The 18,562-nt window shown below is 74.5% G+C and carries 18 protein-coding genes; 17 read left to right on the top strand and 1 reads right to left on the bottom strand.

All coding sequences use genetic code 11. The features are described 5' to 3' along the window. Positions 1 to 3: 3 nt before the first annotated feature. Positions 4 to 1,830 (bottom strand): FAD-dependent oxidoreductase, encoded by a 1,827-nt coding sequence (locus ACZ6RT_RS31620; RefSeq protein WP_470157523.1) that lies wholly within the window; start codon positions 1,828 to 1,830, stop codon positions 4 to 6. A gap of 134 nt (positions 1,831 to 1,964) precedes the next feature. Between ACZ6RT_RS31620 and fabG the strand changes: the two genes are divergently transcribed. From fabG to ACZ6RT_RS31705, 17 genes are all read left to right on the top strand, one after another. Further along, a complete protein-coding gene (gene fabG, locus ACZ6RT_RS31625) occupies positions 1,965 to 2,717 on the top strand; it encodes a 3-oxoacyl-ACP reductase FabG (protein WP_399186707.1) in 753 nt (250 codons plus the stop codon). A gap of 37 nt (positions 2,718 to 2,754) precedes the next feature. Beyond that, on the top strand, positions 2,755 to 3,045 hold the full coding sequence (locus ACZ6RT_RS31630; protein WP_399186706.1) for an acyl carrier protein: 291 nt from the start codon (positions 2,755 to 2,757) through the stop codon (positions 3,043 to 3,045). Continuing rightward, the gene (gene fabZ, locus ACZ6RT_RS31635) at positions 3,042 to 3,626 is read left to right on the top strand and encodes a 3-hydroxyacyl-ACP dehydratase FabZ (RefSeq protein ID WP_470157524.1); all 585 of its coding nucleotides are present in this window, start codon (positions 3,042 to 3,044) and stop codon (positions 3,624 to 3,626) included. Before ACZ6RT_RS31630 ends, fabZ begins: the two co-directional genes overlap by 4 nt. 3 nt (positions 3,627 to 3,629) lie before the next feature. Next, positions 3,630 to 4,694: an aminomethyltransferase family protein gene (locus tag ACZ6RT_RS31640; RefSeq protein WP_399186704.1), complete on the top strand. Its 1,065-nt coding sequence runs from the start codon at positions 3,630 to 3,632 to the stop codon at positions 4,692 to 4,694. Between the two features lie 31 nt (positions 4,695 to 4,725). Next, positions 4,726 to 7,128, top strand: coding sequence for a beta-ketoacyl synthase N-terminal-like domain-containing protein (locus ACZ6RT_RS31645; RefSeq protein WP_470157525.1), 2,403 nt, complete (start codon positions 4,726 to 4,728; stop codon positions 7,126 to 7,128). After that, positions 7,125 to 7,901, top strand: coding sequence for a nitroreductase family protein (locus ACZ6RT_RS31650; protein ID WP_470157526.1), 777 nt, complete (start codon positions 7,125 to 7,127; stop codon positions 7,899 to 7,901). The genes ACZ6RT_RS31645 and ACZ6RT_RS31650 overlap by 4 nt, the downstream gene beginning before the upstream one ends. Continuing rightward, a complete protein-coding gene (locus tag ACZ6RT_RS31655) occupies positions 7,898 to 9,142 on the top strand; it encodes an NAD(P)/FAD-dependent oxidoreductase (protein WP_399186701.1) in 1,245 nt (414 codons plus the stop codon). The genes ACZ6RT_RS31650 and ACZ6RT_RS31655 overlap by 4 nt, the downstream gene beginning before the upstream one ends. Positions 9,143 to 9,164: 22 nt before the next feature. Next, positions 9,165 to 10,034 (top strand): alpha/beta fold hydrolase, encoded by an 870-nt coding sequence (locus ACZ6RT_RS31660; RefSeq protein WP_399186700.1) that lies wholly within the window; start codon positions 9,165 to 9,167, stop codon positions 10,032 to 10,034. Positions 10,035 to 10,055: 21 nt separating this feature from the next. Next, positions 10,056 to 11,063, top strand: coding sequence for an ACP S-malonyltransferase (locus tag ACZ6RT_RS31665; protein WP_470157527.1), 1,008 nt, complete (start codon positions 10,056 to 10,058; stop codon positions 11,061 to 11,063). Next, the gene (locus tag ACZ6RT_RS31670; protein WP_470157528.1) at positions 11,060 to 11,617 is read left to right on the top strand and encodes a holo-ACP synthase; all 558 of its coding nucleotides are present in this window, start codon (positions 11,060 to 11,062) and stop codon (positions 11,615 to 11,617) included. The genes ACZ6RT_RS31665 and ACZ6RT_RS31670 overlap by 4 nt, the downstream gene beginning before the upstream one ends. Next, positions 11,617 to 12,465, top strand: coding sequence for an ester cyclase (locus ACZ6RT_RS31675; RefSeq protein WP_399186697.1), 849 nt, complete (start codon positions 11,617 to 11,619; stop codon positions 12,463 to 12,465). The genes ACZ6RT_RS31670 and ACZ6RT_RS31675 overlap by 1 nt, the downstream gene beginning before the upstream one ends. Positions 12,466 to 12,487: 22 nt before the next feature. After that, entirely contained in the window at positions 12,488 to 13,267 is a 780-nt protein-coding gene (locus tag ACZ6RT_RS31680) for an alpha/beta fold hydrolase (protein WP_399186696.1), read from the top strand. A gap of 62 nt (positions 13,268 to 13,329) precedes the next feature. After that, entirely contained in the window at positions 13,330 to 13,881 is a 552-nt protein-coding gene (locus ACZ6RT_RS31685; RefSeq protein ID WP_399186695.1) for a 4'-phosphopantetheinyl transferase superfamily protein, read from the top strand. Continuing rightward, a complete protein-coding gene (locus ACZ6RT_RS31690; RefSeq protein ID WP_399186694.1) occupies positions 13,881 to 14,897 on the top strand; it encodes a nitrous oxide reductase family maturation protein NosD in 1,017 nt (338 codons plus the stop codon). The genes ACZ6RT_RS31685 and ACZ6RT_RS31690 overlap by 1 nt, the downstream gene beginning before the upstream one ends. Next, on the top strand, positions 14,894 to 15,856 hold the full coding sequence (locus ACZ6RT_RS31695) for an ABC transporter ATP-binding protein (RefSeq protein ID WP_470157529.1): 963 nt from the start codon (positions 14,894 to 14,896) through the stop codon (positions 15,854 to 15,856). The genes ACZ6RT_RS31690 and ACZ6RT_RS31695 overlap by 4 nt, the downstream gene beginning before the upstream one ends. Before the next feature lie 14 nt (positions 15,857 to 15,870). Then, positions 15,871 to 17,037: an ABC transporter permease gene (locus tag ACZ6RT_RS31700; protein ID WP_470157530.1), complete on the top strand. Its 1,167-nt coding sequence runs from the start codon at positions 15,871 to 15,873 to the stop codon at positions 17,035 to 17,037. A gap of 98 nt (positions 17,038 to 17,135) precedes the next feature. Further along, positions 17,136 to 18,296, top strand: coding sequence for an ABC transporter permease (locus ACZ6RT_RS31705; protein ID WP_470157531.1), 1,161 nt, complete (start codon positions 17,136 to 17,138; stop codon positions 18,294 to 18,296). Positions 18,297 to 18,562: the final 266 nt, after the last annotated feature.

The raw sequence follows: 18,562 nt of genomic DNA on the forward strand, positions 1-18,562 counted from the left end.
GCGTCAGTGCCTGGACAGGATCCGGCCGAGGGCCTCGGTGAGCGTCCGCGCCGAGGCCGGGCCGTCGGGGGAGCGCCAGGCGACGTGACCGTCCGGGCGGACGAGGACGGCGCCGGTGGGACCGAGCTCGTACTCCTTGGCCCAGGTGGGGGAGGTGAGCGGGCCCGGCGCGGCGGCCGGGGGACGGGAGGCGCCGGCCCCCGCGACGTCGGTGTCCGCGACCTCGGTGTCCGCGACCTCGGTGTCCGGGACGTCGGTTCCCGCGACGTCGGTGTCCGGGGCGTCGGCGTCCGAGATCTCCGTGACGGTGAGCGGGACACCGGTGAGGCGGGCCGTCTCCGCGGCCGCCGCGGGCCAGCCCGCGCCCGTGGCGGCGAGCAGCGTGAAGTGCGGGCCGAGCAGGTCCAGCGTCGAGACCCGCCCGTGCGGACCGTGCAGCCACACGTGCGGGGCCCGGTGCCCGGGCCGGGCGACGGGGACGTAGGTCCGGTACGGGTCGGCGGGGGCGGGGGGCGCGGTGCCGTCGGGCAGCACGGCGCCGGAGTCGTAGCCGAACCCCAGCACCAGCCCCTCGCAGCTCCGCCGCCCGGCCTGCCGCTCGATCGCCTCCCGCATGGACAGCCGGCCCTCCATCATCGCGAAGGTGATCAGCGCGTTGTTCAGGCTCTCGTCCACCGTGCGGACCGCGACGGGCCGGCGTTCGGCCTCGTAGGTGTCCAGCAGCTCCTCGCCCGCCGTGCCGCGCAGCACCGCGGCCAGCTTCCAGGCCAGGTTGTGCGCGTCCTGGATGCCGCAGTTCATGCCGAACCCGCCCTGCGGCGTCGCCACGTGCGCGGCGTCGCCCGCCAGGAAGACCGGCCCGGACCGGAAGGCGGTGGCGACCTTGGCCTGCTGCAGCCACGGCATCACGCCGAGGACGGTGACGGGCAGGCCGGGCACGCCGACGGCGGCGCGCACGGCCGCCAGGCAGACCTCCTCGGTGAAGTCCGCCGGGCTGCCGCCCAGCTCGGGTTCGTAGCCGGTCTGCACCATCCAGCGCCGCTCGTGGTCCACCGCCTCCACGGCGCAGGGCGGGTCGCTCAGGAACGACAGCGCGGCCCGCCGGTCGGGGGGCAGGAAGCCGAGGTCCGCCTCGAACATGATGCTGATCATGTGGCCGAGCGGCGGAGGCCCCTCGACGGCGATGCCGAGGTCCTCGCGCACGCCGCTGCGGCTGCCGTCGGCGGCCACCAGGTAGCGGCAGCGCACGACCGTCTCGCCGCCGGCGGTGGCGTTCATGCCGGTCGTCGTCCCGTCGCCGGTGCGTCTCACGGTCGCCGTCTCGCCGTCGGCGGTGGTGCTCATGCCGGTCGTCGTCCCGTCGCCGGTGCGTCTCACGGTCGCCGTCACGCCGTCGGCGGTCGCGCTCATGCAGGTCATCGTGGCGCCGAACCACACGTCGGCCTCCGGACGGGACTCGGCCAGCCGCCGGAGGATCACCTCCAGGCGGTCCTGCGCGCACAGGAAGGTGTAGGTGGGGCTCTGCGGGGCGTCCCGTTCCAGCTCGGCGGCCGACCGGACGAAGTCGTCGGCGGTCAGGGAGCTGCCGACGCCCACCGCGAGGTAGTCCTCCCGGGGCATGCCGGTGCGCTCCACCTCGTCGTGGACGCCCCAGCCGCGCAGGATCTCCATCGTCCTGGTGGTGATCAGGCGGGCCTTCGGGAAAGCCGACGTGTCCGGGCGCCTCTCCACCAGCAGCACGGATGTTCCGTGACGGGCGAGTTCAATGGCGGCGCTGAGCCCGACGGGCCCGCCTCCGACGACCAGAACGTCGACATCAACCTCATTCATGCGCCCAGACTCATATATAGAGAATATTCAGGTCAATTGCCAGATATCTGGATGATGTAGGCGTGATATCAGCTCTTAGTAGCTTATGCCTAAAGATCTATTAATCCTGCGGCGATTATCGAATTCCTGGAGAGATGATGCTCTTTGCCCCCGGCTCTGTGGCCGTGGTGACGGGCGGGTCCCGCGGGATCGGCCGGGCCGTCGCGCTCGACCTGGCCCGGGAGGGCGCCCACGTCGTCGTCAACTACGCCCGGTCCGAGAGTGACGCCAAGGAGGTGGCCGACCAGATCGCCCGGGAGGGCGGCAGCGCGAGCGCCGTACAGGCCGACGTCACCGACGAGGACGCCGTCAAGCGCCTCTTCCGCACCGTGCGGGCCGACCACGGACGGCTCGACGTGCTGGTGACCAGCGCCGGCGTCACCCGGGACCGCTACCTCATCGCGATGAGCCTGGAGCAGTTCCGCGCCCCCCTGGACACCAACCTCGTCGGCACCTTCCTCGCCTGCCGCGAGGCGCTCAAGCTGATGCAGCACCAGCGGAGCGGGTCCATCGTCACCATCTCCTCCTCCAGCGGGCTCGACGGCGGCTTTCCCGGCCAGACCAACTACGTGGCGTCCAAGGGCGCGATCATCGCCTTCACCCACGCGCTGTCCAACGAGGCGGCCCCGCACGGGGTGCGCGCCAACGTGGTCGCCCCGGGCTTCGTCTCCACCGACATGACCCGCACGGTACCCGCCGACATCAGGAAGCGCTACGAGTCGCGCATCCGCCTGGGCCGGATGGGCCGGCCGGAGGAGATCGCCTCCATCGTCAGCTTCCTCGCCTCGGACAAGGCCTCGTACATGTCCGGCTCGGTGGTCGTCGCGCACGGCGGCGGCCTCCAGTGACCCGCCCGCCCTTCAGCACGGCGCACAAGGAGAACCCATGACCATCGACGAACTGCGGGCGAAGGCCGCCCACCGGCGGCAGACCTGCAGCCAGATCAAGAAGATGATCGTGTCGCGGCTCGACCTGGAGATCGAGCCCGACTGGATCACCGACGACCAGCCGCTGTTCGGACGCGGCCTCGAACTGGACAGCCTCGACGTGCTGGAGCTCTACGTCGCCATCGAGGCCGAGTTCGGCGTAGCGCTCTACGACAGCGACATGGCGGTGTTCGGCTCGGTGTCGCGGCTCGCCGACGAGGTCGATCCCGCGCTGAGGGCCCCGGCATGACGGTGACCCAGGCGGCGACCCCGGCGGAGACGCAGACGGCGACCCCGGCGGAGACGCAGACGGCGGCGACGGCTTCCCCCGCGGCGACGGTGACCCGGGCGGCGACCCGGGCGGCGCAGCAGGCGCCGGCCGTCTCCGGCCTGACCCACGACCAGATCCGCGCCGTACTGCCGCACCGCTGGCCGATGCTGCTGCTCGACCGGGTCGTCAAGGTGGTCCCGGGCGTCAAGGGGACGGCGACCAAGAACGTCACCGGCACCGAGCCGTGGTTCCAAGGCCACTTCCCCGGCCAGGCGGTCCTGCCCGGCGTCGTGGTCGTCGAGGCCATGGCCCAGCTCGCCGGCGTGGTCTTCGCCCTGGCGGGCGCCAGCGAGATCGGCTACCTGGCGGGCGTCAGGTCGATGCGCTTCCGCCGCCCGGTCGTGCCCGGCGACCAGCTCGTGCTCACGGCCGAGCAGACCGGCGGCGGCGCGGGATTCGCCGAGTACCGGGTCTCGGCCCGGGTGGACGGCCGGGTCGCCGCCGAAGGAAACCTCACGATCGCCGATCCGGCGAACCAACGTCCCGCGCGAAAGGTGTGAACCATGGTCAACGTCCTCGCGACCCGGCATCCGGAGGGGACCGTCCACGGTGACGTGGGCGACTCCACCGTCCCGCTGCGCTTCTCCTCCCTCTCACAGGAGTACCGGGTGCTCAGGGAGCGCGCGGCCGTGCTCGACCTCGGCGGGCACGGGCTCGTCGAGATCACCGGCCCCGGCGCCGTGGACCTCGCCCAGCGGCTGCTGGCCCGCGACGTGGAGTACCTCACCTCCGACCGCTGCATGATGAGCCTCGTCCTGGACGAGTCCGGCCGGGTCGTGGACCAGGTCATCGCCTTCGGCCGGGAGGACGGGCTGCTCCTGGAGAGCTCCTGCGGCGCCGGCGCCCGCCTGCTGGACCACGTGCTGGCGCACGCCGAGGACGGCGTCGAGGTCGTCGACCGCTCCGCGGAGCTGACGGTCATCGGCCTGGAGGGCCCCTACGCGTGGGGCGTGGTCGGCCGCCTGATCGACGGCGAGCTCGCCTCACTGCCGTTCGAGTCCGTCGTGGACACCGTCTGGGACGGCGTGGACATGATCTTCGCCAGGACCGGCTACACCGGCGAGTACGGCTACCAGATGATCGTCCCGCGCGAGGCCGCGCCCGGCCTGTGGGCGGGCGCGCTGGAGCACGCCCAGCCCGCCGGGCAGGAGGCGCTGGAGCTGGCGATGCTGGAGGTGCGCCAGCCGATCCCGCGCCACGAGGTCACCCCGGGCGCCTCGGTGATCGAGATCGGCGCCAACTGGCTGGTCGACATCACCAAGGCCGACTTCGTCGGCCGCGACGCCGTGGTGGAGGCGTTCGAGTCCGGAGGCGGGCGGCGCACGGTCGGGTTCACCGGCGGCGACGGCGTCCCGGCACCGGGCACCCGCGTGCTCGCCGGCGGCCAGGACGTGGGCGAGGTCGTCCACGCCGTGCACAGCACCGGCCTCGGCGCCACCCTCGGCCTGGCCCGGGTGGACCCCGAACTGGCGGCGGCCGGCCTCGACCTCACCGTCGACGGTCTCGGCGTCACCACACTGACCAGCCCGTACATCGTGCCCAAGAGCTGGAGCATCCCGATCATCTGATCGGCCGGACACGCTGAGAAGGAGGTAGAGCATGGCGCTGCGGCCCGTCGTCGTCACCGGACTGGGCATCATCTGCGCGGCCGGCAGAGACCCCGCGGAGTTCTGGACGCGGCTCACCACGGCCAGGGGCGGGCTCACCCCGATCGAGGACGAGGCGTTCGCCGTGTTCACCGCCAGGTACGCCGGACAGGTGCCCGACGCGTGGATCGACGAGCAGCTCCCCGCGGACGAGGCGGCCGGGGACCGCACCGCGCGGCTCGCGCTCGTCGCCGCCCGCCAGGCGGTCGAACAGGCCGGTCAGTTCGGGCAGTTCGGGCAGTCCGGACTGTCCGGTCAGGGCGGTCAGGGCGGCCGGACCGGGCGGACCGGGCGGCCGGGGCAGGCCGATCCGGTACGGACGGCACCCGACCCCGGCCGGTTCGGCGTCATCCTCGGCAAGTGCCAGGCCACCCCCGGCCCCGGGGGGAGCTACCAGCCCATGCACCACACCGCCGACGTGATCGCCGAGCGGCTCGGCCTGGGCGGGCCGCGCATTCTCGTCTCGACCGCCTGCGCCGCCGGCGGCAACGCGGTCGGCCTGGCCAGGGACAAGATCCTCACCGGTGAGGCCGACGCGGTCCTGGCCGGTGGCGTCGACCCGCTGCTGTTCGGCACCTACGCGGGCTTCGCCGGGCTGCAGGCGCTCAGCACCGGCCCGTGCCGGCCCTACAGCCACTCCGACGGGCTCAACCTCGGCGAGGGCGCCGCGTTCCTGCTGCTGGAGCCGCTGGACCTGGCGCTCGCCCGGGGGGCCACGCCGCTGGCGGAGGTCGCCGGCTACGGGCTCTCCGCCGACGCCTACCACGCCACCGCCCCCGACCCCACCGGGCGCGGCGGGGCCGGCGCCATGCGCCGCGCGCTGGCCGAGGCCGGGCTCACCCCCGACGACGTCCACTACGTCAGCGGGCACGGCACCGGCACCCCGGCCAACGACACCATGGAGGCCAAGGTGATGCGCCTGGTCTTCGGCGACCGCGCCCCGCAGGTGCCCACCAGCAGCATCAAGTCCTTCGTCGGCCACACCCTCGGCGCGGCCGGCGCGGTCGAGGCCGTGGCGAGCGTGCTGGCGCTGCGCCACGGCGTGGCACCGCCCACGATCGGCTTCGACGACGATGCGCGCAACGATGCGCGGGCCGACCTGGACTACGTGCCGAACCGGGCCAGGAAGATGGCCGTCGACACGGTGGTCTCCAACAACTACGCCTTCGGCGGCAACAACGTCTCGCTCGTGCTGACCCGCCCCCGGGACCCGGCCCCGTACGGGCCCACGCCCCGCCGGGAGGCGGTGATCACCGGGCTGGGGCCGGTCACCGGCGCGGGCACCGGCATCGCCGAGACGGCCGCGGCGATCACCGCGGGCCGCCGCGCCGACGGGCGGGACCCGTCCCTGGAAGGCCGCACGTTCGCGCCGCGGTCGCTGTGGCGGCACATGAACCGCCTGTCACGCCTGGCCATCGCCGCCTCCCGCCTGGCCTGGGAGGACGCCGGCCTCAAACTGCCGCGCAAGGAACTGGACGACGTCGCACTGGTCTTCGCCACCGGCGCAGGGTCGGCCGAGAGCACCGGCGGCTTCGACGACAGCATCGCCCTCAACCCCAACAAGCCGGCCGTGCTGAGCTTCTCCAACGTGGTGCTGAACGCCACCGGCGGCGCGGTCTGCCAGACGCTCGGGCTGCGCGGCCCCACCACGACCCTCTGCAACGGCGCGGCCTCGGCGTCCATCGCCCTGGACTGCGCCCTGGAGATGATCGACGCGGGCAAGGCCGAGGTGGTCCTGGTCGTCGCCGCCGACGAGACCGCCGCCCGGCACGCCCCCGAACCCCCCGGCACCCCCGGCGCTTCCGACGTCCTCGACGCCGCAGGGCCGGTGCCCTACGGGGCGCAGGCGGCAGCGGCGGCACCGGTGACGGCCGGATCGGCGGCCGTGGCCTTCGTCGTCGAGTCGGCCGAGCACTGCGCCGGGCGCGGCGGCAGGCCGTACGCCCGCGTGGCCGGCACCCGGCACGCGGCCGGACGGGGAGCCGAACCGGTGACGCGCAGCCTCGCGCTGCCCGGGACGGCGCCCGGCCTGGTCGTCGGCGCCGCCACCGGCCTGCCCCGCGACGCCGAGGAGGCGGCGGCGGTCCTGGCCCGCATGCCGGACGCGCTCCTCACCGCCTCGGCGGCCCTGATCGGCGACTGCCAGGCCGCCACCGGCGCGATGAACATCGCCCTGGCCGCGCTCGCCGTCCGCGACGGCCTCGCGCCGGCGCTGACCGGGCTCGCCGCGCCGCTCACCGGCGACCGGGGCTCGTACGTGACCCGTCCCGAACTCGCCGCGCCGGTGGCGAGCGCGCTGGCGCTGACCGCGGCGCACGACTCGGTCCGCGGCGCCGTCCTGCTGGAGGCGCCGTGAACGCCATCCCCTCCGGCACGCCCCTCGCCGCTTCCTCCGACACCGCTTCCGCCACCCCCTTCGACGTGGCCGAGACCGACCGGTTGCTGACCACCACCCGCTCCGTGCGCCGCAGGCTGGACCTGGACCGGCCCGTGGCCCGGGAGGTCGTGGAGCAGGCCCTGGAGGTCGCCGTCCAGGCGCCCACCGCCAACAACCACCAGAACTGGCGTTGGCTGGTGATCACCGAGGCGGACGTCAAGGAGAGGCTCGCCGAGATGATCCGCTCGTCGTGGACCTTCCACCGCAACGACATGTGGACCAACGCCGGGCGGCGGCGCAACGACGCGCAGGCGCGCCGCAACTACGACTCCGCCCGGGCGCTCACCGAGACGATCGCGAGGGTGCCGGCGCTGGTCATCCCCTGCGTGCTCGGCCGGCCTCCGGACATCGCCGCCATCAACGCCCACTGGCGCGCGCGGATGGCCGACAAGGCCGACGAGGACCCGGGCCACCTCGTCCAGCACGGCGAGACGCGGGCCAGCATCTTCTACGGCTCCATCTTCCCGGCCATCTGGTCCTTCCAGCTGGCCCTGCGCAGCCGGGGACTCGGCAGCACGATCACGTGCCTGCACGTGCCGCACGAACGCGAGACCGGGCGGCTGCTCGGCATCCCCACCGGGGTCACGCAGGTCTGCATGATCCCGGTCGCCTACACGCTGGGGACCGGCTTCCGCCCGGCCGACCGCTACCGCGCCAAGGAACGGACCTACTGGGAGAGGTGGGGTCAGTGACCCGATCCGAGCGGCCCGACGTCGTCATCGTCGGCGGCGGCATCGCCGGCGCGTCCGCCGCCTGCAAGCTGTCCGCCGGTGGGCTCTCCGTGGTGGTGCTGGAGAAGCAGGACGCCTACCGGGACCTGGTCCGCGGCGAGTGGCTGGCGCCCTGGGGGATCAGGGAGGCGCAGCGCCTGGGCGTCGACGACTGCTTCTCGGCCGGCGGCGCCTGGGAGATCCGCGAGTGGATGACCTGGGACGAGGCCGTCGCCGACGACGAGGTCGAGGCGGTGGACATGACCAGGTTCATCCCCGGCATCGGCGGCCCCATGTCGTTCCCGCACCACGCCGTGTGCGAGCTGATGGCCGAGCAGGCCACGGCCGGGGGCGCCCACCTGGTGATGAACGCCTCGAAGATCACCGTCGTCCCCGGGGAACGGCCCGTCGTCACCTACCGGACGCCCGAGGGCCCGGCCGAGCTGCGGCCCCGCCTCGTGATCGGCGCCACCGGCCGGGGCTGCACGATCGGCCGCCAGGTCGGCATCACCATGCGCAACTCCATGCACCACTGGGGCGGTGGCATGATGGTCGAGGACATGGCCGGCTGGCCGCCCGACGTGCAGGCCATGGGCACCGAGGGCGACGTCATGTTCATGGTCTTCCCCCAGGGGTACGGCCGGGCCCGCCTCTACCTGAACTTCCCCACCGTCAACAAGCACCGCTACCGGGGGCCGGGCGCGGTCGAGCGCTTCCTGGCCGCGTTCGAGCTCCAGTGCCTGCCCGACCGGGGCAAGGCGGTCACCGAGTCGACGCCCGCGGGCCCGCTGTCGGTGTGGCCGTCGGTGTCCAGCGTCCCCGAGGGGCCCCCGCTGACCGAGGGCGTCGTCCTGATCGGCGACGAGGCGGGCAACGCCGACACCGTGCTCGGTACCGGCCTGTCGTGCGCCATGCGCGACTCCCGCACGGTCTGCGACATCCTGCTGGACTCCTCCGACTGGTCGCCCGCGGCGTTCGCGCCGTACGTGAGCGAGCGGGAGTCCCGCCTGGAGCGCCTGGCCTTCGGCGCCTCCATCATCAGCAGGCTGCACGTGGAGTTCGGCCCCGCCGCCGTCGAGCGCAGGCGCCGGGTGCGACGGCTCATGGCGCGCAACTTCGCCGCGCAGGTGACCGGGCTGCTGAACATGGTCGCCCCGGAGGACGTACCGGAGTTCGGGTTCAGCGAGTTCTTCGCCGAGCGGTTGTTCAGGGAGACGGCATGACCGAGATGCCCAGGGAGACGGCGTGACCGAGAAGAGAACCGTACGCGTCAACGACGTGGACCTCGCCTACGTGGACGAGGGCGAGGGCGACCCCGTGATCCTGCTGCACGGCTTCCCCGACTCCTCCTACCTGTGGCGCCACCAGATCCCGGCGCTCGTCGAGGGCGGGTTCCGGGTCATCGCGCCCGACCTGCGCGGCTTCGGCGACTCCGGCAAGCCGCAGGAGGCCTCGGCGTACGGGATGCAGACCATCGTCAACGACATCGTGGCCCTGACGCTGCACCTGGGCGTCAAGCGCCCGCACCTGGTCGGCCACGACTGGGGGGCGGCGATCGCCTGGATGTACGCGTTCCTGATGCCGCGCAGGCTCGACCACCTGGCGGTCCTGTCGGTCGGCCACCCCGGCGTCTTCGCGACGCCCTCGCTGGAGCAGCGCGCGGCCTCCTGGTACATGCTCTTCTACCAGTTCCCCGGGGTGAGCGAGGAGCTGCTGCGGCGCAACGGCTGGCGGCTGTTCAAGGAGATCATGGGCCGCGAGGGCGACCACGACCGCTACCTGCGCGACCTGGCCAGGCCCGGCGCGCTCACCGCCGGGCTCAACTGGTACCGGGCCAACCGCTCGCCCGAGGCCGAGCTGCGCCCGGCCCGGCCGTTCCCGCCGGTGTACGCGCCGACGCTCGGCATCTGGGGCGCGGGCGACAAGGCGCTCCTGGAGGAGGGCATGTCCGCCTCCGGCAAGTACGTCAAGGGCCCGTGGCGCTACGAGCGCATCGACGACGCCGGCCACTGGCTCCCGCTGGACGCACCCGACGAGGTCAACAAGCTGCTGCTCGGCTTCCTCGGCACGGAACGGCCCGCGCACCAGGAGCGGCGCCCCAGGCGCCGGCTGTAGTCGGCGAAGGGAGACGACGACATGCTGGGCTATCTCTTTCCCGGACAGGGAACGGTCCGCGTCGGCATGGGCGCCTGGCTGCACCGCAGCCCGGTGGCCCGGCGGCGCCTCGACCAGGTCGACGCGTTGCTGGCCCGGCCGATCTCACCGCTGTGCGCCCGGGGGCCGCTGGAGCGCCTGGTCGCCACCGAGCACGCCCAGATCGCGGTCACGGCCTGCAACCTGGCGGCGCTGGCCGTGCTCGACGAGGCGGGGTACGAGCCCACCGTCGTGGCCGGGCACAGCGTGGGCGAGCTGAGCGCGCTGCACGCGGCCGGGGTGCTGGACCTGGCGGGCACGGTCCGGCTGGTGGAGCTGCGCGCCCGGCTCATGGCCGGGGTCGCCGCCCGCGGCGGGATGCTAGCGGTGATGGGCCTGCCGGTGGAGCGGGTCGAGGAGCTGGCCGCGGCGGCCTCCGCGCCCGGGGAGCCGGTCGTGGTGGGGCTGGAGAACGCGCCCGGCCACGTGGTGGTGTCGGGCTCGCAGGCCGGGCTCGACCGGCTCGCGGAACTCGCCGCCGACGCCGACAAGATCGTTCCATTGAAGGTGGGCGACGCCTTCCACTCGCCGCTGATGGCCGGGGCCGAGCGCGCCTGGGCCGAGGCGGTGGCGGCGGCCCCCATGCGCGCACCCCGCGTCGCCGTCGTCCCCAACGTCACCGGTGAGCCGACCGCCGACCTCGGCGTCCTGCGCCACGCGCTGGTCGCCCAGCTCACCGGCCGTGTCCGCTGGACCCGCACGATGGAGGCGATCACGTCCGCGCCACCTGACACCGCGCCGGGCATCGCGTCTGACACCGCGCCGGGCATGGCGCCGGACGGGGTGCCGGTCTCCGGGCCGATCCCCCCGTCGGTCCCCGCGCCGGTGTCCGTGGTCGAGGTGGGGGACAGCAAGGTGCTCACCGGGCTGGCCCGCCGCACCGGGGTGCGCTGCCTGAGCATGGCCGACCCCGCCACCCTCAGGCGGCTGGCGAAGGCGGTGGCGGCATGAGGCGGTGGGGCAGCGCGATCGTCGGCCACGCCGGGCTCACCGGCCCCCGCGAGCTCGTCGGCGACATGCCGCTGGAGGTCGTCTACACGCGCGCCGAGCGCGTCAGGTCGTCGGGCGGGCGCACCCTGCAGCACTGGGCGGGACGGCTGGCCGCCAAGCACGCCGTCCTGCGCCTGCTCGGCCTGCCGCCGACCCCCGAGCGCCTCGGCCAGGTGGAGATCCTGCCGCTCCCCACCGCGGCCTGCCGGGCGGACCGGGCCTGCCTCGGCGGGCACCCGCCCGCCGTACGCCTGCACGGCGACCTGGCGGCGCTCCCGCCGGCCACCGGTCCCGGCACTCCCGTGAACACCGGCGCTCTCGCGGACGTCGCCGGTCCCGCGAACGCCGACGCTCTCGCGAACGACGCCGATTCCGCGGACGACCCCGGTCCTGCGGCGTCCGGCGACGCCGGGTGGATCCGGGTGTCGATCAGCCACACCGACGTCCGGGCGGTCGCCCTGGCGGTGCGCAGCGGGCGGCTGCCGGAAGACGGGCCGCACGAGGGGGAGACCTGATGGACGCCAGGAAGACGGCCGAGACGCACCTGGAGGCGTGGCGGGCCGGCGACGCCACGGCGGTCGCGGCCAGCACCGACACCTACACCGACCCCGACTGCCCCGCCCCGCTGGCCGGCGAGGCGCTGGCCGCGCACGCCGCCGCCACCCTGGCCCGCTTCAGGAACCTGACCTTCGAGGTCGGCCACGTCACCGGGGACGAGGACGCCGCCGCCGTGTCCTGGAGCCTCGAGGCCGACCACCGCGAGGCGTACCTGGGCATGCCCGCGGCAGGCGGCACGGTCACCGTGTCCGGCCTCGACATGGTCACCGCCGGAGTCGGCGGCGTGCACGTGCGGCGCGTGTTCGACCGGCTCGCGATCGCCGGGGCACTCGGCTACACGGCGCGCTTCGTGCCCGCCGCCGACGGGAGCCGCGAGTTCGGCGTGAGCGCCAGGGCCGCCACCGGCCGCACCGAGCGGCCCGGCGCGCTCGTCCTGACCTGGCTGGAGATCCGCGACGACGCCGAGTCCGCCGACGTGGACCTGCTCAGCGTGGAGATCGTCAAGTCGCTGCGCGCCTCGCGCGGCTTCCTCGGCGTGACCACGTTCGACGTCGGCGGGCGCAAGTTCACGCTCAGCGCCTTCGACCGGCCCGAGTCGCTGCGCGCGGTCCACGCCCGGCCGCACCAGCGGGCCATGCGCCGCTTCTTCAAGGGCGGGCTGTGCACGCGCGTCCACACCAGCGTCTGGTACCCCGCCACCGCGCGGGACCACGCCCGCTGCCCCGAGTGCGAGCAGGTCGTGACGGCGGGCACGGGCGCGGCCTGCGACTGCGGATGGACCCCCGACGACGCCTCGACGCTGTGACCGAGTGACTGGAGCCTTGACGATGAGGGAATTCACCACCGAGCACCGGCCCGGTGACCGAGCACCGGCCGTGGTGTTCATGTCCGCCCTGTTCGCCGGCGGCTGGATCTGGGACCACCCGTACGAGAGCCTGGCGCGGGCGGGCCGCACGGTGCTGCGCACGAACGAGGCGATCTGCGCCATGGACCGCCAGGTGGCCGGGTCCATCGAGCGGCTCGGCGACACGCTGCTGGACGCCTGCGACGCCGCCGGTCTGGACGACATCGTCGTCTGCGCCAACTCCCTCGGCGGCCTGGTCGCCATCGACCTGGCGGGCCGCCGTCCCGACCGGGTACGCGGCATCGTGGTGAGCGGCGCGCCCGGTCTCACCGCCGACCCGGACGTCGGGCTGAGCTTCGACCGGCGCGGCAGCATCCGGCCGACCGGCGAGGACTTCGGCCGGCGCATGGTGGCGGCGCTCTTCCACCGGGGATGCCACTTCTCGGCCGAGCGCATGGCCGAGGCGGGCGAGCTGATCAACCGCCCCGACTCGATGGTGTCCATGGCCCGCAGCCTCAAGGCCACCCGCGCCTACCGCGTCGGCCCCGCCCTGGACAAGGTGACCTGCCCCGCCCTGTACGTCTGGGGAAGGCACGACCGGATGACGCCCGTGGCCCCCTGGCTGGAGATCCTCGCCGGGCGGGAGGGGCACGAGACGCTCGTCGTCGAGGAGAGCGGCCACATCCCGATGGTGGAGCGCGCCGAGGAGTACACCGCGGCGCTCGCGCCGTTCGTCACCCGATGCGCCGGGGCCCTCGCGTGAGCCCCGCCGTCCGCGCCGGAGCCCCGCGTGAGGCCGCCCGTCTCCCGTACCGGAGCGCCCGCGTGAGCGCGCCCGCCGTCCTGGTGGGCGTGGACATCGTGGAGGCCGACCGGCTGGCCAGGGCCGTGGGCCGGGGCGGGGAGACCCTCGCCCGCCACGTCGCCACCGCGGCCGAGCGGAGCCTGGGAGCCGGCCGCGTCGCCTTCTCGGTCAAGGAGAGTCTCGTCAAGGCCGTCGGCGGGCGCCCGCCCGGCTTCACCTGGCACGACTTCGAGGCCGTGACCGCGCCCGCGGCGCCGTGGGCCGAGCCGCTGCTGGACGAGGCCGCCGGCGAGCTGGCCGCCTCCACCGGGCTGCCGCTGACCGCCGGGGCGGCGTACGCGATCCGCGGCGCCAGCGCCCGCGCGGCGCTGGCGCGGCTGAGTCCCGGCACGCCGGCGACGGTCGCGGCCGCCGCCCGCTGGGGCGAGGGCCGCGGGGTGTTCGTGTCGGTGGCCGTCGTCTACGCCGCCCCGCCGGCCACGCGGGAGAACGCGCAGGGAGATCCGCGGGGGAACGCGCGGAGGAACACGCAGGGAGATCCGCGGGGGAACGCGCAGGGGGAGGAGAGCTGATGTCCGAGACGAGAACGGTCCATCCGGGGGAGTCGATCCAGCGGGCGCTGGACGAGAGCGGCCCCGGCGCCCGGATCCTGCTGGGGGAGGGGACGTACGCGCAGAGCGTGTGGATCAGGCATCCCGGCGTGACGCTGACCGGCGCCGGGGCCGGGCGCACGGTGCTGGTGCCCGGCGACGGCGGGCCGCCCGACGTCCCCCGGCTGCACGACGCCGCCGAGGACGTGGTCAGCGGCCTCACCGTGCACGGCGACGCCGTGGGCGACGTGCGCGTGGAGGCGCTGACGGTACGCGGCTTCTCCGGCGCCGGCGTCTACGCCCACTCGGCCGCCGGCGTGGGCGTGCACGAGGTGGAGGCGCGCGACAACGCCGTCTGGGGGATCTACCTGCGCGAGTCCACCGGCTGCCGGGTGACGCGCTGCCGCGCCTCGGGCAGCCAGTACGGCGGCGTCGCCCTGAGCTTCTGCCCCCGCTCCGACGCCGAGATCACCGGCAACGAGTCCTTCGCCAACGCGTTCGGCATCTTCGTGGACAACTCCTCCGGGGCCGCGCTGCGGGGCAACGCCTGCCACGGCAACGCGATCGGCGTCCTGCTGCTCAACCAGGTCTACGAGGGCGAGCCCGAGGGCGGCGTGCGCGACTGCCTGGTTTCCGGCAACGACCTGTACGGCAACGTGCTGGCCGCCGGAGCCGAACCGGACGGCCTGGGCGCGGCCGGCCCGCCGATCTCCGGCGTCGGCCTCGCCCTGATCGGCACCCACCGGGTGGTCGTGGTGGACAACCACATCCACGACAACCACCCCGGCGGCGAGTCGATCATGGGTGCCGGGTTCGTCATGGGCTCCTCCGCCGACTTCGGCGGCGACGACGTCCTCGACTGCCACGTGCTGTGGAACCGCGTCACCGGCAACACCCCGCTGGACTACCAGCTCGGCGCCGACCCCGCCCGGCAGGTGTTCGCCGCCAACACCGCGGCCAAGGGCGACCCGCCGCAGGCACCGGGGTGGCGACGATGACCGCCACGACGACCGCCGCGACGACCGCCGCCCTGTCCTGCCTGGACCTCGGCAAGCGCTACGGCGACCTGGTCGCCGTGCACGACGTCGGCTTCTCCATCGCCCCCGGCCAGGCGTACGGCCTGCTCGGCCCCAACGGCGCGGGGAAGACCACCACGATCTCCATGCTGGTGGGGCTGCTGCGGCCGGACGCGGGCACCGTGACGGTCGGCGGCGTCGACCTGGCCCGCGAGCCGCTGCGCGCCAAGTCCAGGATCGGCTACGTACCGCAGGAGATCGCCCTCTACCCCGAGCTGACCGGCCGGGAGAACCTGCGCTTCTTCGGCCGGATCTTCGGCCTGCGCCGCCGCGCCCTCGCCGCGCGCATCTCCGAGGTGCTCGACCTGGTCGGCCTCGCCGACCGGGCCGACACCAGGCTCGACACCTACTCGGGCGGCATGAAGCGGCGCATCAACATCGGGGCCGCCCTGCTGCACCGCCCCGAGGTGCTCATCCTCGACGAACCCACCGTGGGCGTGGACCCGCAGAGCCGCAAGGCCATCCTCGACGGCCTGGAACACCTGGTCGGCGACGGCATGGCGCTGCTGTACACCTCCCACTACATGGAGGAGGTCGAGCGGGTCTGCGACCGGGTCGCGATCATCGACCACGGCCGCATCGTCGCCGACGGCACCCGCCGCGAGCTGGTCGCCCTGGTCGGCAGTGCCGACACCGTCGACCTCACGCTCGACGGCGACGTCGAGTCCGCCTTCGCCGAGCTGCGCGCCGTGAAGGGCGTGACCGAGGCCGCCAGGACCGGGACCGCGTCCGTGCGCCTGATGGCGGACGGCGGCAGGTACCTGCTGCCCGCGCTCATCACCGCCGTGCAGGGGCGCGCCGTCGTGACCGCCGCCCAGGTCGTCGAACCCGACCTGGAGGCGACCTTCCTCCACCTCACCGGCACCACCCTCCGGGACTGACCATGTGGCGAGCCATGCTCACGGTGAGCGCACTCGAACTGCGCACCCGGCTGCGCGACGGCACCGCGATCGTCATCGCGATCCTCGTGCCGGTGACCCTGTCCACCCTGTTCGGGCTGGCCCTGGGCGGCGACGACCCGCCGCTGCGCGCCACGATCGGCGTCGTCGACCTGGACGGCGGCGAGTTCCCCGCCAGCGTGCGGCGCGAGGTGACGGCCGACGAGGAGCTGAAGGGCAGCGTGACGCTGCGCGACCTGCCGGCCGAGGCGGAGGCGCGGCGGGCGCTCGACGCCGACGAGATCGGCGCGGCCATCGTCTTCCCCGCCGGGTTCAGCCGCGGCGTCGGCGAGGGGGAGGGCGGCGACGTCACCGTCCTGACCTCGCCCCGCTCGCCGCTGGCCGGCGTGGTCGCGAGCGCCGTCGTGGACCGGATCTCGGCGGTCGTGGACGCCAGGACGCTGGCGGTGCGCGCGACCCTGCTCGCCGGGGTGCCCGGGGACCGGGTCAAGGAGCTGGTGGAGCGCAACGGCGCCGCCGGGCCCGCGCTCGCGCTCACCGGCGACCCGCTGGCCGGCGGCAAGGTGGATCTCGCGGTCTACTACGGCTCCGGCATGGCGGCGCTGTTCGCCTTCTTCGTCGTGGGCGCGTCGTTCCGGAGCCTGCTCACCGAACGCAGGCTCGGCACCCTCGACCGGATGCGGGCCGGGCCGCTGGCCTCCTGGGTCCCGGTCGCCGGCAAGGCCCTGGTCGGGTTCGCCCTGGCCATGGTCGGTGTCTGCGCCACCTGGCTCTCCGGCACGCTGATCTTCGGTTCGAGCTGGGGCGACCCGCTCGCGGTGCTCGCCGTGCTGACCGCCCACGTGCTGGCCGCCGCCGCGATCACCATGCTGGTGGCCGTCCGGGTCAGGACCGACGCCCAGGCCGACGGGGTGATCATGGTCATCTCGTTCGTGATGGCGTTCCTCGGCGGCAGCCTCGTACCGCTGCACAACCTGCCCGGCGTGCTGCAGGGCGTGGCGCTGCTGACCCCGAACGGCTGGACCGCCACGGCGCTGGCGGCACTGGCCGACCCCGGCACGGGCGTGACCGCCGTCGCGGGCCCGATCGCCGCCCTGCTGGCGATCACGCTCGTCACGGGCGGCCTGGCCGTCGCCGGCCTCAGGAAGGGGATGCTGCTGTGACCGTCCCCGCGACCTCCACGACACCCGGGACGCCCGTGCCCCCCGGGACGCCCGTGTCCCCCGTGCCACCCGTGCCCCCCGGGACACCCGGAACACCCGTGACCGCCGCGGTGCTCCGCCCGAGCCCGGTGACCGCGCTGGTGGCCGCCAACCTGCGCAGGCTCACCCGTGACCGCACCGGCCTGTTCTTCATGCTCGTCATGCCGTTCGTGTCCATCCTGTTCGTCGGGATGACGCTCGGCGGCGGCAGCGGCTCGTCCCGGCTCCCCGTGGGCGTCGTCGCCCCCGGCTCCGACGCCGTCACCGCCTCCCTGCTCGCCGAGCTGCGCCGCCACCCCGACCTGGCGGTACGGCCCATGGACGGGGCCGAGGACGTGCGGTCGGGCGTGCGGACCGGCTCGCTGGCCGCCGGGCTGATCATCGCGCCCGGCGCCACCCGCCTGGACCTCGTCGTGACCCAGACCAACGGCAGCGGCCTGGCCGCCCGCGGCGCCGTCGACGGCGCGGTCGCCAAGGTCGCCGCCGTCCTGGAGGCCACCAGGGCCGTGGTGACCGCGGGCGCCACCCCCGAACAGGCCGCGGAGTACGTACGCCGGGCACAGGCCGAGTCGGGCCGCGTCGGCGTGACCGGCTCGGCCGCGGGCGGCGGCGACCCGCGCGGCTTCGCGTACACCGCCCCGGCCAACCTGCTGCTGTTCACCTTCGTCAACTCGATGGCCGTGGCGGCCGCCATGGTGGAGAGCCGCAGGCTGGGGATGCTGCAGCGCGCGCTCACCGCGCCCGTACGGCGCCGGTCGGTGCTGCTGGGCGAGGCGCTGAGCCGCCTGTTCGTCGCGCTCGCGCAGGCCACGCTCATCGTGGTGGTCAGCGCGCTGATGTTCGGCGTGTCCTGGGGCGACCCGATCGGCGTGGCCGCCGTCGTGGGGACGTTCGCGCTCGTCTCGACCGGGGCCGCCATCCTCGTCGGCACGCTGCTGCGCTCGCCCGAGCAGGCCCCGGCGATCGGCCCGCCGCTCGGCGTGGTCCTCGGGATGCTCGGCGGCTGCCTGTGGCCGCGCGAGTCCTCCGGAGAGGTGCTGAACGCCATCGGCCACTTCTTCCCGCACGCCTGGGGGATGGACGCGCTGCTGACGCTCGCCGTCCCCGGCACCGGCCTCGCCGCGGTACTGCCCCAGCTCGGCGTGCTCGCCGGAATGGCCGCCGTGCTGCTGACCGTCTCACTCGTCCTGTTCGACCGCCGTACCCGGACCCGCGCGTGAGCGCCGGGAGGAAGGAGGGGAGCGCGATGAAGGGCGTCCCGCCCGCCGTGGGACGGGGCGGGGCCGGGACGATCGATCCCGGCCCCGGCCCCGCCCGGCCGGCCGCTGGAACTCCCGGGTCACCGCCGCAGGCCGGCCGGTACGCCCGGCCCACGCACCATCGCCAGGGCGCACCGATCGCCTGTCCGGAGGAGATCGCCCCGCGCACGGGCCACACCGGCGCCGAGACCCGTCACCGGCTCGGCACCGAACCCGGTACGTCCGCC

Source organism: Streptosporangium sp. NPDC050148 (assembly GCF_055586505.1).

Coding starts and splice junctions, on each gene's coding strand:
- ACZ6RT_RS31670 (WP_470157528.1), top strand. CDS start 11,060: ATGAGGCGGTGGGGCAGCGCGATCGTCGGCCACGCCGGGCTCACCGGC.
- ACZ6RT_RS31695 (WP_470157529.1), top strand. CDS start 14,894: ATGACCGCCACGACGACCGCCGCGACGACCGCCGCCCTGTCCTGCCTG.
- ACZ6RT_RS31630 (WP_399186706.1), top strand. CDS start 2,755: ATGACCATCGACGAACTGCGGGCGAAGGCCGCCCACCGGCGGCAGACC.
- fabG (WP_399186707.1), top strand. CDS start 1,965: ATGATGCTCTTTGCCCCCGGCTCTGTGGCCGTGGTGACGGGCGGGTCC.
- ACZ6RT_RS31675 (WP_399186697.1), top strand. CDS start 11,617: ATGGACGCCAGGAAGACGGCCGAGACGCACCTGGAGGCGTGGCGGGCC.
- ACZ6RT_RS31640 (WP_399186704.1), top strand. CDS start 3,630: ATGGTCAACGTCCTCGCGACCCGGCATCCGGAGGGGACCGTCCACGGT.
- fabZ (WP_470157524.1), top strand. CDS start 3,042: ATGACGGTGACCCAGGCGGCGACCCCGGCGGAGACGCAGACGGCGACC.
- ACZ6RT_RS31690 (WP_399186694.1), top strand. CDS start 13,881: ATGTCCGAGACGAGAACGGTCCATCCGGGGGAGTCGATCCAGCGGGCG.
- ACZ6RT_RS31620 (WP_470157523.1), bottom strand. CDS start 1,830: ATGAATGAGGTTGATGTCGACGTTCTGGTCGTCGGAGGCGGGCCCGTC.
- ACZ6RT_RS31645 (WP_470157525.1), top strand. CDS start 4,726: ATGGCGCTGCGGCCCGTCGTCGTCACCGGACTGGGCATCATCTGCGCG.
- ACZ6RT_RS31665 (WP_470157527.1), top strand. CDS start 10,056: ATGCTGGGCTATCTCTTTCCCGGACAGGGAACGGTCCGCGTCGGCATG.
- ACZ6RT_RS31700 (WP_470157530.1), top strand. CDS start 15,871: ATGCTCACGGTGAGCGCACTCGAACTGCGCACCCGGCTGCGCGACGGC.
- ACZ6RT_RS31680 (WP_399186696.1), top strand. CDS start 12,488: ATGAGGGAATTCACCACCGAGCACCGGCCCGGTGACCGAGCACCGGCC.